General features: G+C 47.1%; 11 protein-coding genes and 1 tRNA gene. 6 read left to right on the top strand and 6 right to left on the bottom strand.

Translation table 11 applies throughout. The features are described 5' to 3' along the window. Positions 1-21: 21 nt before the first annotated feature. Positions 22-93, bottom strand: a tRNA-Cys gene (locus JW881_13875). A 387-nt stretch (positions 94-480) separates the two neighbouring features. Between JW881_13875 and JW881_13870 the strand changes: the two genes are divergently transcribed. The 4 genes from JW881_13870 to JW881_13855 all read left to right on the top strand — a co-directional run bounded on the left by JW881_13870 (position 481) and on the right by JW881_13855 (position 5,593). Further along, positions 481-1,599, top strand: a complete 1,119-nt coding sequence (locus tag JW881_13870) for a glycosyltransferase (GenBank protein MBN1698598.1) — start codon at positions 481-483, stop codon at positions 1,597-1,599. 10 nt (positions 1,600-1,609) lie between these two features. Then, a complete protein-coding gene (locus JW881_13865; GenBank protein MBN1698597.1) occupies positions 1,610-3,625 on the top strand; it encodes a plasmid pRiA4b ORF-3 family protein in 2,016 nt (671 codons plus the stop codon). A 163-nt stretch (positions 3,626-3,788) separates the two neighbouring features. Then, positions 3,789-5,153 carry a bifunctional folylpolyglutamate synthase/dihydrofolate synthase gene (locus JW881_13860; protein ID MBN1698596.1) on the top strand — a complete coding sequence of 455 codons (1,365 nt, stop codon included), beginning with the start codon at positions 3,789-3,791 and terminating at the stop codon, positions 5,151-5,153. Positions 5,154-5,185: 32 nt separating this feature from the next. Then, entirely contained in the window at positions 5,186-5,593 is a 408-nt protein-coding gene (locus tag JW881_13855; GenBank protein ID MBN1698595.1) for a hypothetical protein, read from the top strand. A 34-nt stretch (positions 5,594-5,627) separates the two neighbouring features. Here JW881_13855 and JW881_13850 read toward each other — a convergent pair whose 3' ends face one another. The 5 genes from JW881_13850 to JW881_13830 form a co-directional block, all read right to left on the bottom strand. Beyond that, positions 5,628-6,770: a GGDEF domain-containing protein gene (locus JW881_13850; GenBank protein MBN1698594.1), complete on the bottom strand. Its 1,143-nt coding sequence runs from the start codon at positions 6,768-6,770 to the stop codon at positions 5,628-5,630. A gap of 257 nt (positions 6,771-7,027) precedes the next feature. Beyond that, positions 7,028-7,567: a class I SAM-dependent methyltransferase gene (locus JW881_13845; GenBank protein MBN1698593.1), complete on the bottom strand. Its 540-nt coding sequence runs from the start codon at positions 7,565-7,567 to the stop codon at positions 7,028-7,030. 93 nt (positions 7,568-7,660) lie between these two features. Beyond that, positions 7,661-8,290, bottom strand: coding sequence for a thiamine phosphate synthase (thiE, locus tag JW881_13840; protein ID MBN1698592.1), 630 nt, complete (start codon positions 8,288-8,290; stop codon positions 7,661-7,663). A gap of 9 nt (positions 8,291-8,299) precedes the next feature. Further along, on the bottom strand, positions 8,300-9,067 hold the full coding sequence (locus JW881_13835) for a thiazole biosynthesis protein (GenBank protein MBN1698591.1): 768 nt from the start codon (positions 9,065-9,067) through the stop codon (positions 8,300-8,302). Between the two features lie 194 nt (positions 9,068-9,261). Then, positions 9,262-10,287: an ankyrin repeat domain-containing protein gene (locus tag JW881_13830; GenBank protein ID MBN1698590.1), complete on the bottom strand. Its 1,026-nt coding sequence runs from the start codon at positions 10,285-10,287 to the stop codon at positions 9,262-9,264. A gap of 246 nt (positions 10,288-10,533) precedes the next feature. Here JW881_13830 and JW881_13825 point away from each other — a divergent pair, with 246 nt between their 5' ends. Further along, complete coding sequence (locus JW881_13825; protein ID MBN1698589.1) at positions 10,534-12,165, top strand: dockerin type I repeat-containing protein; 1,632 nt, start codon at positions 10,534-10,536, stop codon at positions 12,163-12,165. A 323-nt stretch (positions 12,166-12,488) separates the two neighbouring features. Then, a complete protein-coding gene (locus JW881_13820; protein MBN1698588.1) occupies positions 12,489-13,562 on the top strand; it encodes a hypothetical protein in 1,074 nt (357 codons plus the stop codon). Positions 13,563-13,701: the final 139 nt, after the last annotated feature.

The raw sequence follows: 13,701 nt of genomic DNA, 5'->3' as shown, positions 1-13,701 counted from the left end.
AAATCAGTGAAAATTAAAATAAGGCGCCGACCGGATTCGAACCGGTGCATAAAGGTTTTGCAGACCTCTCCCTTACCACTTGGGTACGGCGCCATAAAAAAACCCTGAATACGCGGCCACAGAGATTTCTCTTTTTGGAGTACACCACGCAATGACCGCGATCGACACGGTGATCAAGAATACCAAATAAAAAAGAGTTTGTCCACACCCTTCTTTATCGTTTTCTCCAAAAAAGAAAGGGATTATGCGGGGGAGGTATCGTGGAAAGACGGAATGTCCGCCTTCATGGATCGACCGTTTTTCGTCGATACGGCAATATCGTCTGCCTTTTATAAACCTTTTCCGAGGCCTTTTTCCCGAACATGTATAAAGACTCGAAGACAATATTGACATTTTATACCGAATACGATAGCTTTTCACCTTGTATATATGAATATCGGTATTTTCACGGACACATATCTTCCATCGATAAACGGAATTGTGACGTCAATTGAAATATTCAGAAAGGAATTGATCAAACTCGGTCACAATATCTATGTATTTTGTCCGATCGTAAAGAGACATACCTCAGAATCAAGAAAAGAAGAAGAAAAAAACAATATCTTTCGATATTTTGCCTTGTCCTACCCCCTTTACCGGGAATACAAACTCGTCATCCCCTTCCCGACAAAGCTGAAAAAAATCAAAAACCTCAACCTGGATATCATCCACTTCCACACACCGTTATTCATGGGGCTTTTTGCAACATACTTAAGCAGGCGGCTAAAAATCCCCCTTATCCAGACATATCATACCTATATCGCGGAATATGTACATTACATACCGCTGCCGAAGAAAATCCTCACACCGCTGGCAATCCGGTTAAGCAAATTCTATTGCGATTATTCGGTTTTTGTCCTGTCCCCTTCGAGTATTATAAAAGATGTTTTACTTGGATACGGAGTCACTTCCGATATTATCATACTCCCCACCGGGATCGAACAATTTAACGGAAAAATCCGCCGTAACGAGGAGACCAGAAAAAAATACGACATCCCCCTCCGGAAAAAAATACTGATCTGTGTCGGAAGAATTACAAAAGAAAAGAATTTTCCTTTTCTTATCCAGGCGTTTGCTCATATTCAGAAACAGGTACCGGATACCATTCTTCTTTTTATCGGGGACGGGCCCGTCCGTGGATATCTCCAGAACCAGGCTAAAAAATTGGGAATCGGTGACAAGGTAATATTCCTCGGTTATATTACAAGGAACGAAGTCATGAACATACTCGCGGCTTCGGATATATTTATCTTTGCTTCCCGTACGGAAACACAAGGGTTGTCACTGCTTGAAGCCATGGCGGCGGGTACTCCGGTTGTCGCGGTCAAGGCGATGGGTGTTATCGATATCGTAAAGAATAACAAGGGGGGATATCTCACGGATCCGGATAAACATGAATTCACGAAAAGGGTTGTCGAGCTTCTCCGAAACGCAGCGTTGTACGATCGAAAATCGACGGAAGCAAAAGAAGTATCGGAAATGTATTCATCCAGACGACTCACGGTTCAACTCCTGGACTGTTATCAGAAAGCAATCACCGCCCATAAATCGTCTGTTTGAAAGGGAATATATGACGGTTCACCTGAAAGAAAATATAAAATCGTTTATCAAAAATACTCAGAAAGAATTCGAAATCGGGGAAATAGTCGAAGCAATCGGCACATCCCTTCCGACCCCTGTGCCTGATTGTGAAACGCGGATTCTCAATCAGCTGAAGATCGACCGGAATCTCTTTCACGATGATGAAACATCCCTGTTTATTCCCCGCTCGCTCTATTTCGACAAGGCCAGGTTTCTTCTCGTACCGACAAACGAAGAAATAGGGGCGGGCATTCTGGTCCCCGGACACCGTTTTCTCCCGTTCTGTAATCCCGAAATTTTTCCGCCGGAATGTACGCTTTGTCCTGAAGACGGTATCATCGTGGAAAAAATAAAAACCCGGATGAACCTGGATGATGTGACCATTTATCTGTCTCTCCTGGGGCACGATGTCATTCCGGATTACCTTATTTATGACGATGAAGCAAATACCGAAATTTTTCTTTGCGACCACCCGGAATCGGAAGAAGTGATTATAACCGTTTTTGACATGCAGGACCTCTATCGCAGATACGGCATGAAGGACGGTGACGCTTTCATCGTAACGGTAGGAAACTGGGCGAAAGGTGAATACCGGTTTACATATATTTCAAAAGAAGAGCGGGAAAAGGAAAAATGGGCGGTGAAGCAGTGGATAGCCGATCTCGAATCGGGTTTCCTGCGTGCTTTTACGAAACTGGGCCTTCCGGCACTCATAAGCGAACAACTCGCTTATGCCTTTTATCTTGGCGGGGAAGAACTGATCAGACATCCCCTCCTCAATATCGGAAATTTTCTCGCCTCAAATGATGTGGTTGAATTGAAATATATCGGCTCCAAATCCTTTCTGTGGCTAAAGGATGAAGAAATCAGGACGGAAGATATCAGCACCCCCCATGTCATGAAAGGGGATTTCGACTCCCTGAATGACATTCTCACCGATATCAATGCACCGATCTCATCCGTTGAGATTGAAGCCTTTATGCGAAACGAGCTTTTTCACAGAAAAACCTCGTGTGAAGATGCCGTGGAACGATGTCTTCAATACCTCGACCTGCACTTCTATGATCAATTTCAGGAAGACATGTTTTATCGGTTTATCGATGAATTATGGGAAGACATTACCAAGCAATATAACTATTTCAAGGACCAGGCCGCCGGTATCGTACGGGAAAAAGCCCTTGCTTTGCAAAACAATTTTATGGAATGGATAGAAACATTGCAGGAACGGGGATTTTCGATTAATATCCTGATCCCCGAAGATATTGTCCTCGTCTCGCATGGCTTTGAATCCTTGAGAATTATTCTCGAAACCTGCAACGACCCCGAAGCTTTCGATAATGACGGCGACATCGATTTCGATGATGAACTCGAAAAAACGGAAGCGTTGATCCGGCATATTATGGAGACGGTGGAAAAAAGATTCGAACCGGACCTCAAGCTTGTAAAAAAGGAGAGTCCTGAGTCCGTGTTGATTCTCAAGATCATACTCCGGGACATCAAACCGGAGATATGGCGGAGAATACGTATTCCCGGGAACAGGACCCTTTCGGAACTTCATTCGGCCATCCAGACGGCAATGGGATGGGAAAATTACCATCTTCACTCCTTTTGGGCCGGCGGTGTCGAATATGGCGATCCTTCGGATAATGAGACTGAGGATGTCGCCGATGAAAGCACTGTCGCCATCGATCGGATCCTTGGAAAAGAGGGAACCTCGATCACCTATGAATACGATTTCGGTGACAGCTGGCTCCATACCGTTACGGTCGAGGAGATCATTCCGGCCGACCGGCTTGACGAAGACGATCGCCGGATCATCAAATGCCTTGACGGCGAACGCTCATGTCCCCCGGAAGACTGCGGCGGACCTCCGGGTTATGAGCATCTCGTTGAGATTCTCAAAAACCCCTCGCATACTCACTACGAGAAAATGAGAAAATGGGCGGCGGATTTCGATCCGGAAGAATTCGATATCGAAACGATAAACAGGAAATTCTTTGGCTGACCACTTTGGGACCTGCCGTTTTATCGATACGATTATTCACGCTTGATGAAGCCGGTATTAATCGTATGCACGAAAAAGGCGATGTCCTGCCGGCCTGCGATCCGGCGTTTCCCGCCAAAAGAATCCGCCCCCTCACGCAGGAGGATGATATGGACACGCGTTTATGAAACAGGACGTGCATTTTAACCGCAAGACGGATGTCTTTGAGTATTTCGAATCATTGACCAACCTCGAACGGTCGGGCGATTTCTCTCACCGTCATTACCGCCCCGAACATATGTTAGCCCTGCTCGATGCTTTTTTCAATCCGCACCTCGGCTGTAAAACGATTCATGTCGCGGGGACAAAAGGAAAAGGCTCCACCGCCGCTTTTATCGCATCCATATTGGGCGCCGGGGGTTTTAAAACAGGACTCTATACATCACCCCACGTATCTACCTATGACGAACGAATCACCGTCAACGGAAAAACGATCGCCGACGATATCATCGTCTCGATCGCAAACAATATATGCGATACAATCGCTCATACCGGTAACATACTGCCCACCACATTCGAAATGCTTACCCTGCTTGCGTTTTGTGTGTTCAGGCACCAACACTGCGATATCGCCGTGATCGAGGTCGGGATCGGCGGCAGACTCGATGCCACGAATGTGGTCCTCCCCGAAGCCGCCGTCATTACTCCCATCGAACTCGAACATACCGATGTCCTTGGTTCGACAATCACGGAAATAGCCTCGGAAAAAGCAGGGATCATCAAACCCGGAATCCCCGTTTTTTCAGGCTTCCAGCAGCCGGCGGTCGGAAATATAATAAAGGAGAAAAGCCGTTCAATGCACGCACCCTTTTACTCCCTTGATGAATCCATAGAAGAGCTTTCCTCCTCATTATCCGAAGAAGGAACAGAGGTCAGCATGAAATTCAGGGAATCTTCTCCCTTCTCCTGTTTCCTGTCCATGATCGGGTGCTTTCAAGCTGAAAATGCCGCCCTCGCCGTTTTGACATTACGGACAATACTTCCGGATATCAACTCACGGTGTTATCAAGAAGGACTAAAAAAAGCCTTTCTTCCCGGCCGGATGGAAATCATGCAACACTCACCGCCCCTGGTCATCGACGGCGCCCACACGCCCTTTGCCGTTGAAAAAGCCTTGCAGAGTTTCAGGACCCTTTACCCGGAAGCCGGAATTCTTATCTTCGGCTCCATTAAAGGAAAAAACCACCGGAAGATGGCGGAAATCTGTGCCTCTGCCTTCAGGACGATCATCGTTTCGAAACCCGGTTCATTCAAAGAAAGCGACCCCGATGCCCTCTATCGTCTTTTTTTAACATTGAACCCCAACACCATATTAAAGAAGCATCCTGCAGACGCACTGAAAACGGCGCTGCTTTATTCGGATAAAAAAATACCGATACTGGTGACCGGCTCGTTTTACATGGTTTCGGAGATACGGGCATTATTCATATCGAAAAAAGATACAGACGTTTTTCCCGATACTCCGAATGCATTTTCCTTGACAGATTAATGCGGGTACCTTATCTTTAAAGTGATACTATCATGAACGAGCGGCGCGGCAATAGAGAGTCCTTGCTAGAAGAAAAGTCATATCAAAATCAGAAAGCCCTGATAAGGGTCGAAGGAACGACAATATCATTTTCCGGAAATATCGATATTATCGATATCGTCAATGAAATGAGCCCCATCCTCGGCAGGATACACGACGAGATAATCAGGAAAAACATAAAACATATCCGGATCGATATCACCGCGCTGGATTATATCAACTCATCCGGTATAAGTCTTTTTATCAAATGGGCACGGGACGATATGCGGTTACCGGATAATCTGAAATACACGATCGAGTTTGTCTGCAATAAAGCGAATGTCTGGCATACCAGTAGCTTCAGTATGCTTCACAATCTGAGTAAGGATCTTTTTATTATTACAAAACAGGAATCAGTCTGATTTGCCCGGATCGGAAATCGATCGGGGTACGCGGTTATGTCATTCCCTCACAAATCTCACTATAGCGGATAATCCGGTTTTTCCCATGGTTTTTTGCATAATAAAGGGCATCATCCGCTCTCTTTATAATCGCTTCGATATTTTCATCATTCGTATTGAATTCCGAAATCCCTATACTGACGGTAATCGAAAAGTTTTTTTTATCCGAATCCAAAAACTCCAGATTGTTGATTCGCGAATGAATCCGCTCGGCAACAATAAAGGCGTTCCGCTCGTTTGTGTCGGCGAGCAAAATGGTGAACTCTTCCCCACCGTACCTTCCCGTCGAATCGGTTTCACGCAGCAGATCGGGTGAGAGGAGGGTTTCCGCGACCCGTTTGAGTACCATATCACCGACGATATGGCCTCTCGTATCGTTGACCGATTTGAAATTATCGATATCGATAATAACGAGGGAAAATTTACAGCAATGATCCTTGATTGTCCCGATGGGTTTATGTTTATATATCGCTCTTCTTTCTTTTTTTATTTTGTCATTGCCTTCGTTCTCCAATCTCCATAAGAATCGAAGAACACGCTTCCGTTCTCTTTCCATGGATTCGAAAAAGGCCCTCCGGTTTAATACCGATGTGAGATAATCAATCGTACTCAGTTTTATGAGTTCCCTGTTGAGTTTCTCTATCTCGAGTTTCTGCCGGCTGATAGACACGTGATCGACATTGATCCTGAATGAATTGATAATGAAATCATTAATCCGTTCATGCCAAAGCGAAATTTCCAGAATAATCGTTATAAACTGGCTGAGATTTTTTAAATAGACCTCGCTGTATCCGGCTTCATTCGTCTGCAGGCAATAGGTAAAATCCCTGTTGGAGAGTTTGTATTCACGGTTGACGCGAAGTTTCTCCGGGGGACAGAAAACGATAATCGGCAGCCTGGTACGGCGGCCGTATTTTTCAAAAATCCGGTCGATTCCAGCCACTTTTTCCTTATCGAAAAAAGAGGAATCGATAAAGACAACCCCGTCGTTTGTTTTTTTTACTTTGGCGGCCTGCCTTGAAAGGTATGAATCGAGATCGGTACAATATATACGGTGAACTTTAAAAAGAGAAGCATCGAATGCGAACACTTCTCCCCTGACGCTAAACTGATCCAGAATCAAAAAAACATGAATCATAATTACCTGTAAACAGGATTCTTCATCCTCCCTTGATTGGTATAGGCTAAAGTATATGTATCCGGAATGAAATATCAATAGATAAAATAAGGGCACTTCTAAAAATCTGCTTTGCAGGTTTTTAGAAGTGCCCTTAAAGGAAAGCTGCCTGTTCCGATTCACCGGATACGCCATATTTGTATGACATGGGATGAGCCGGCCGCGTCTTCATTATAGGGCCGGCGGTCAGCCGGGTCATAGGCCTCAATGCAATCGTCCTATAATACGGATTCCCTTTTTCTGAATGCGATGGAGCTGTCGGAGAACCGTATCGGTTCGAAATATCCGATAAGCCGGTCGTTCCGGATAATCTGATTTGTCGTCATATGATGGTCGCTGAAAGAGAGTTCGGCATCATCCTTCATGACCCTGTATATCTCTTTTAAAATCGGGCGGGGATCGGTGAGGATGTGGTAGATGTCGTATAAGAGAACACGATCGATACTTTTATCGCCGAGTCCCGTTCTGCAATCGCTTTGTATCGTCACGATATTCGGAAGTCCCTTTCCGGCGGATTTTTTTTGCACACTCCGTATCGCAAGGGGATTCACATCGAGGGCATACACCGTCCCCCTTTTCCCCGTCAATCGGGCCGCCGCAATCGAATAACTTCCGGGACCGCAGCCGTAATCGAGAATCTGTTGTCCCGCCCGCACGCGGGCTTCTTCCAGTACCCGCTGAGGCGGTTTGATCATATCGCGAAGTCCGAATATAATCGCCATCAGCCGGTAATCCAGGCCGTTCATCACCGTTTCCATACTTATTCCTCCTTATTTCTTTATGACGATAATACGGTGAGAATTATTGCATGGATTGTCTTTTTTTTATGCGGGCATGAGAGACACGATGTTTCAGAAAGCCGTCATCTCCTCCCAGATCTCTCTGAAGGCAATCATCGTTCCGAAGGGATCATTACTCCGCATGATCGCCCTCACCGCGCAAAAATTGACGGCACCATGCTCGAGCACGTCCCGGACGTTCTCGATCGTGATGCCGCCGATCGCAACGGCGACGAGCGGTATTTCCCTGACGATATCTCCCATGGCCGAAAGGCCCAGCACCGGATCGGGGTGTTCTTTTGTTGGCGTTGGAAATACAGGTCCCACACCGATGTAATCCGGCTTCAATGCGGCCGCCGCCCGGGCCTGGGCCAGGTTGTGTGTCGAAAGCCCGTACAATTTACGCGGCTCGTTCCATATGGCGCGGGCGATATGAAGCGGCATATCATCCTGTCCCAGGTGAACTCCGTCCGCGTCGACCGCTGCCGCGGCAAGAACATCGTCATTCACAATGAAACGCGTGGAACTTCCGAGCGTTATCGACCGTATCTCCCCGGCAACCCGGATAATATCCTTTCTGGGGGCCTTTTTCATCCTGAGCTGCACAAACCCGGCTCCCGCCTTTACCGCGGCTTCGGCGTACCGGGTGTATGATCCTTCCGGGTCAGAGATGATGACATAGAGGCCGAATGTTTTTTCCATTTCAGTTCTTTATCCGAGGTCTTTCATGATAAGCTGGGCGACTTTGCGCCCGCTCTTCAACATGCCGCCGAATATCGGTCCCATCCTGAAACCGCCGCTTACATTGTTCGCCGCCATGCCCGACGCATAGAGTCCGTCACAGAGGCGTTTCGTATTTTCAACGGTCGACGCTTCACCGCTTTCCACCCACATCGGTTTTTCACCCATAATATCCCCCGATTCCGTGTCGATTTTGATACCGGCCTTTTTCGTCGCGTACCTGACAATCTCGCTGGGGTGACCGGTTCCGTCGAGCACCGCTTCCGAGGTGACGACGAGGGGATCGACATGCATGTCGAGGTGGTGAATGGGGGTCCAGAGAATGACAACGCCCGACACCTTGTTCCTCTTGAACACGATATCGACCACACTGATGCCGTTAAAAATGACGGCTCCCGCATGAAGCGCGCCCAGGATAAGGCCGCTCGCGAACTCGACCGAATCGGAGGTAACATACCCCTGTCCCGCCGGCTTGTAACGGATATCAAAATCATCCAGAATGCGGCACGCATCCTCCTGAACGACGATCTCGTTGAATAACATTCCTCCGCCCCATGTCCCGCCCCCCGGTGCAAGCTTTCGTTCAAAAACAGCCACTTTTCTGCCCTTTTTCGCGAGATCGAACGCGGCTACCAGCCCCGACGGACCCGCCCCCGCAATCGCTACATCGACATGCAGGTGATCCGTCAGTTTTTTGAAATACCCTTGAATAATCGACTGTGAAATCTTTTCTTCCATTTGTATTCCCTCCAGTTTTCTTCCTGAAAAGTAAATAGCACCTTCCTGCACCGGGGCACATTATATACAAATAGCTGTTTAATGGAAAGAGGAATAAACGGTAAAATGCCGCCTTGAAAGGATGCGGCCTGCATACGGTAATTAATGCATGCCTTTTTTACGAAAAAGCGATTCCATGACGTCTGCCGGAGACACTATCCCCCGGCAGGATTCAATATACCGATGAGTTCGGTATTTTTTTCCGAGACCGCCAGATCGAACGCCGTCATTCCCGCTTTGTTTCGTAACCCCGGATCCGCTCCATAAGCGAGAAGAAGACGTATCGCTTCCGCTTTCCGTCCATACACGGCATCCATCAACGGCGTTTCCCCGTTATAGTCCCGGCTGTCGGGACAGGCGCCGTTATTCAGTAAAAACTTAACAAGCCCGGTATTGCCGATTCGGGCGGCGGCATGAAGCGCCGTTTTCCCTCCTTCATCGACCGAATCGACGCTCACCCCCTTCTGCAGAAGCATGATGATCGTATCGCGGTCGTCATACGCTGCCGCCGAAACGAGAAGGTGAGACGTTCCCGCGTAAAGAAAGCCATTGATGAGCCGGGAAACGGGAAAATAACAAAATCCCGCAAACAGGACGGCGGCAATCGAAAACACGACCACCCGTTTCGCCGCAGAAAGCCTGTTATGAGTGAAACGCCGTACCGCAAGAGAAATCCCGATTACCGAAAAAGAGAAAAACAAATAGACCGCCGCCATCCCGATAAGGACCGTCCTGCCCCCGACATGCGCCGTTCCGTATTCACTCCTGCAGGTGCCGTCGATCCGGGATGCAGCGGGACCGGATTCACCTGAAGACCGGTCGCGTTGGGGCAAGGCCGACGGGATATAACCTGAATACCCGTCGGGGCAGAAAATACCGCCGAACGGGCGTACGGCATCCGGAACACCAGGCAGGGCGATAACGAGAAAAAGAAGGCCGAATACGGGCGCGGCTGTTCCGAACAACAATTTTTTGGGCGAAAGAACGGGGCTCGACGAAAAAACGACGGCCGTCACGACCGGGACCGCGCAGCAGCAAAGGACGATACAACCGGAAATGACCATCGCCAGTACGCCGGGCAGAAAAAAAAGAAGCAGCAGTCCCCCCGCCGCAAAGAGAATCAGAAAAAGCCCGATGAGTCGTTTAACCTGCGGCCGAAGTAATCGCGCCGGTGTTTTCACAGCATGAACCCTTTCGGCTTCCATAATACAGAAAAAGACCGATGTTGTGAAGACTGATGTACATAATCTCAACATGCTTTGGATTATTATGAAAAATATCTGTTGTAAAGGATATGAAAGTGATATAACATTAAGCCCGAAGGGAAAAAAGGTAAATCCGCATTACTCATGTTCCGCTATGGTTTCGATTGTACAGCTTCCCTTTCATAATTAACCGGTAAAAAAAGGAGCGGCAAAGGAGTGACTATGAAAACAAAAGCAACATTATGTATCATGCTGATCTTCTTTTTGCCGGCGGCGGTTCTCTCCGCACAGAACTACGACTCTCTCGGCCGCACCTGCTATGTCGACAGCTCGAACGGCAATGACGGCAATGACGGACTTTCGGAATCTTCGCCGAAGAGAACACTCGCCGCCGTCCCGTCGGATTGCGCGGTCGTCCGCTTCAAGCGGGGCAGCGTGTATCAGGGACGGCTCGATATTCCGTACTCATCCAATATTCAGGTCTACACCAATTACGGAAGGGCGACCGATCCCCTCCCCCACTTTATGGTCTCGCACGATCCGGGGCAGGGTCCGGTGATCATCACCTTCAAGGGCCCGATTACCTTCGACGGTCTGTATTTGTCCGGCGCACGGGGGGACAACACCATGGTCCATGATTTTACCCCGGATTCGAACGGAAAAATCGACGGTATCGTCGGCGGTGTCGCCGCGTTTTTAGGGGGAGCCACAACATTTATCAACAATGAGATAGACGATAGTGATATCGGTATTATGGTGGCCGGCCAGAACACGCTCGTGAAGGGCAACTACGTCCACGACCTGATCATGGGCATCGACGAGGAACCCGGCGTCGATCCCAATCTGGTGGGCGGTGCCGAGGGAATTTTCGTCAACACGGCCAATTGCGAAGTGTGCTACAACAGCTTCGTCAACTGCACGGGGCCTGCCAGGTGGGTCGGCGGGTTCGTCGACTGTGACGGCGGCGCCACCGAAATCTCCGCCCAGGCCACCGACGATCCCAATGCCAATATTTACAATGTGCACATACACCATAACTATTCATACAATTGCTGCGGGTTTTTCGAGGTGGCCTCTTTCTTTGACGACTCGGGTCAGAACAGAAGGGGCACGGTAAGAGATATTTCACTGCACGATAACGTCATTATCGACAGCGGGTGGATGGGGCTGCTTCAGGTAAACAACACGATCCTCCGAAACGTGCAGTTCTACAACAACACCCTCATTCAGCGCCCGGGGTCCGTCAACGAAGGGATGTTATGGAGCATATTCACCGCCACATCGTCCGGATTCACGGGGGGCGTCGTGGACAGGGACACGGTGTTTCTCACCAACAATCTGTTTGTCCTCGACCGCGTAACTCCCGACCCGCAATTCCAGATTCACGAGAATTTCAATTCCCAAAACAATATCGTCCGGACGTATTCCGGCACGGGAGACGCCGACTACAACGATCTGGGGTTTGCCAACATCGCGGGGAACGAGGCCGGCGATTTCGATCTGACAAGGCAGGGAAGCCCGGCCGTCGACACGGGGGTTATGCATCTGGACAACCAGTTCGATTATTTTGACAGAACCCGCCCGAACGGCGGCGGCCCCGATATCGGTGCCTTTGAATATTATGGCGGAAGCAGTGCGACCACACCCCCGGGTACCGGCATGATCGGGGATACGAACTCCGACGGGGTGATAAATATTGTCGACGCCCTCCTTGTCGCCCAGTATTACGTGGGACTGAACCCGGCCGCGTTCAATCCGGCGCCCGCAGACGCGGATTGTGACGGTGATGTCGATATCGTCGATGCTTTACGAATCGCGCAATATTACGTCGGCCTTATCTCGCGTTTTTGCTGAAAGAAATCATTTGCCTTCAAAACAAGTAAATTACCCCGTCCTGTAAATAATTCAGGGTGGAGTTGCCTCCCTAAAAGCCAAAGGTTTTTTATAGCGGAGCAAGCGTTTGTCGTACTCTGCTGTTTATATATTTATGAAAGATGCCGTGCAATTATTCAATTCAATCCCTTGTATAATAAATATTAAGTGAAAAGAGAGTGATTTCCCTTTGAGATACTATTTCCATACAAGCATCAAAATGGTAGCCGATGATTTTCACGAAATTATATATTCCTCCTGTTATTCCGGGCGGGAAATATAAAATAGTTTTTAAAGGAGTTTTTATGAAAAGAAAAAAAAGGGTGATTATGATTATGGGAAATGCAGTATCGATTGGTTATTTATTCCTTTTGCTGTTGAGTTGTCAGCTCGAAAAAATGGATGATAATGATAAAACAGATACATCTATTCCCGATCAGAAAACAAAAGGTTCGGCAACGCACTATTGTCTTCATTGGGATGTACCATATGATAACACCGACTATAGACATTATTATTCAGAAGTATGGTACACATCACCTGAAATAACTTATGAGCGTGAAACAATAACAAAAACAAATCAATGGGGATACAATGAGACCAAGGAGGTTATCGTCGAGAAATATATCGATACGTATAGCATTAAGGGTGTTGTCGAGGGATCCGGCGATAATAAAACATATCATATTGATTTATCACCCGATGAATTAGCTAAAAATAAGTTTACTGTTATAATATATGCCAGGGAATATTACTCTGCATATTTTTGGAGCAGAAAATGGAAAACCGGTCCAAAAAAGACAGATACAAAGACATTTGATCTTTCTTATTCGCCATCATATGATCCTGATGTATGGAATAAAAATGGGACTATACAGAATAATAATTGTTATAATTATGCTCGTAATATCATAAAAACTACGTGGACAAACCCTAAAGGATATCAGTCCGGTAATTATACAAAAGATCAAATGATTGATTGGATGGAAGATAATACCAAATTGCCTTACATGGGCAACGATGCCATTCCTATTCCCGGAAAAAATCAGGCTGTTATCGCACTTGTTTTACAATCCAGTATTACAGAAACTGAAAAATATTCCAATTACCATTTTTATAGATTGGATAGAAATGGTTATTGGTCTCATAAGCATGGCCCGGCAATTGCTGCTAATCTCGATGGAGTAAACTATCTAAGTGGTAACGAAATATCCAATCCCTCCATTATACATTGGACTTACAATTCTTTCCCTCCTCAAGGTAGTCCAACACATCCAGTTAAAAATACAGATACTACTACATATGATTATTTTGTCGGATATTTTCTTGTCGGTTCAAAAAACACAAGCGGCGATCAAGGAATTGGAATCGAACATTAATGTCAATAACGATGTTTTCCCCGGGATGCAGTACATATAACCGGCAGATAAGTTATACTGACAATTAATTAAATTGTCAGTATTTCCGATTGTAATGAGTTTGTCAGTTTCTTTTATTATAACGAATTAGATGGAATAG

This window comes from Spirochaetales bacterium (genome assembly GCA_016930085.1).
GTDB lineage: Bacteria > Spirochaetota > Spirochaetia > SZUA-6 > JAFGRV01 > JAFGHO01.
The sequence above is the reverse complement of the archived record's forward strand: the minus strand, read 5'-3'. Positions and strand labels throughout refer to the sequence as shown.

What these genes read in the sequence shown, in the direction of transcription:
- JW881_13865 (MBN1698597.1), top strand. Translation starts at nt 1,610, where the DNA reads ATGACGGTTCACCTGAAAGAAAATATAAAATCGTTTATCAAAAATACT.
- JW881_13860 (MBN1698596.1), top strand. Translation starts at nt 3,789, where the DNA reads ATGAAACAGGACGTGCATTTTAACCGCAAGACGGATGTCTTTGAGTAT.
- JW881_13855 (MBN1698595.1), top strand. Translation starts at nt 5,186, where the DNA reads ATGAACGAGCGGCGCGGCAATAGAGAGTCCTTGCTAGAAGAAAAGTCA.
- JW881_13850 (MBN1698594.1), bottom strand. Translation starts at nt 6,770, where the DNA reads ATGATTCATGTTTTTTTGATTCTGGATCAGTTTAGCGTCAGGGGAGAA.
- JW881_13845 (MBN1698593.1), bottom strand. Translation starts at nt 7,567, where the DNA reads ATGGAAACGGTGATGAACGGCCTGGATTACCGGCTGATGGCGATTATA.
- thiE (MBN1698592.1), bottom strand. Translation starts at nt 8,290, where the DNA reads ATGGAAAAAACATTCGGCCTCTATGTCATCATCTCTGACCCGGAAGGA.
- JW881_13835 (MBN1698591.1), bottom strand. Translation starts at nt 9,067, where the DNA reads ATGGAAGAAAAGATTTCACAGTCGATTATTCAAGGGTATTTCAAAAAA.
- JW881_13825 (MBN1698589.1), top strand. Translation starts at nt 10,534, where the DNA reads ATGAAAACAAAAGCAACATTATGTATCATGCTGATCTTCTTTTTGCCG.
- JW881_13820 (MBN1698588.1), top strand. Translation starts at nt 12,489, where the DNA reads ATGAAAAGAAAAAAAAGGGTGATTATGATTATGGGAAATGCAGTATCG.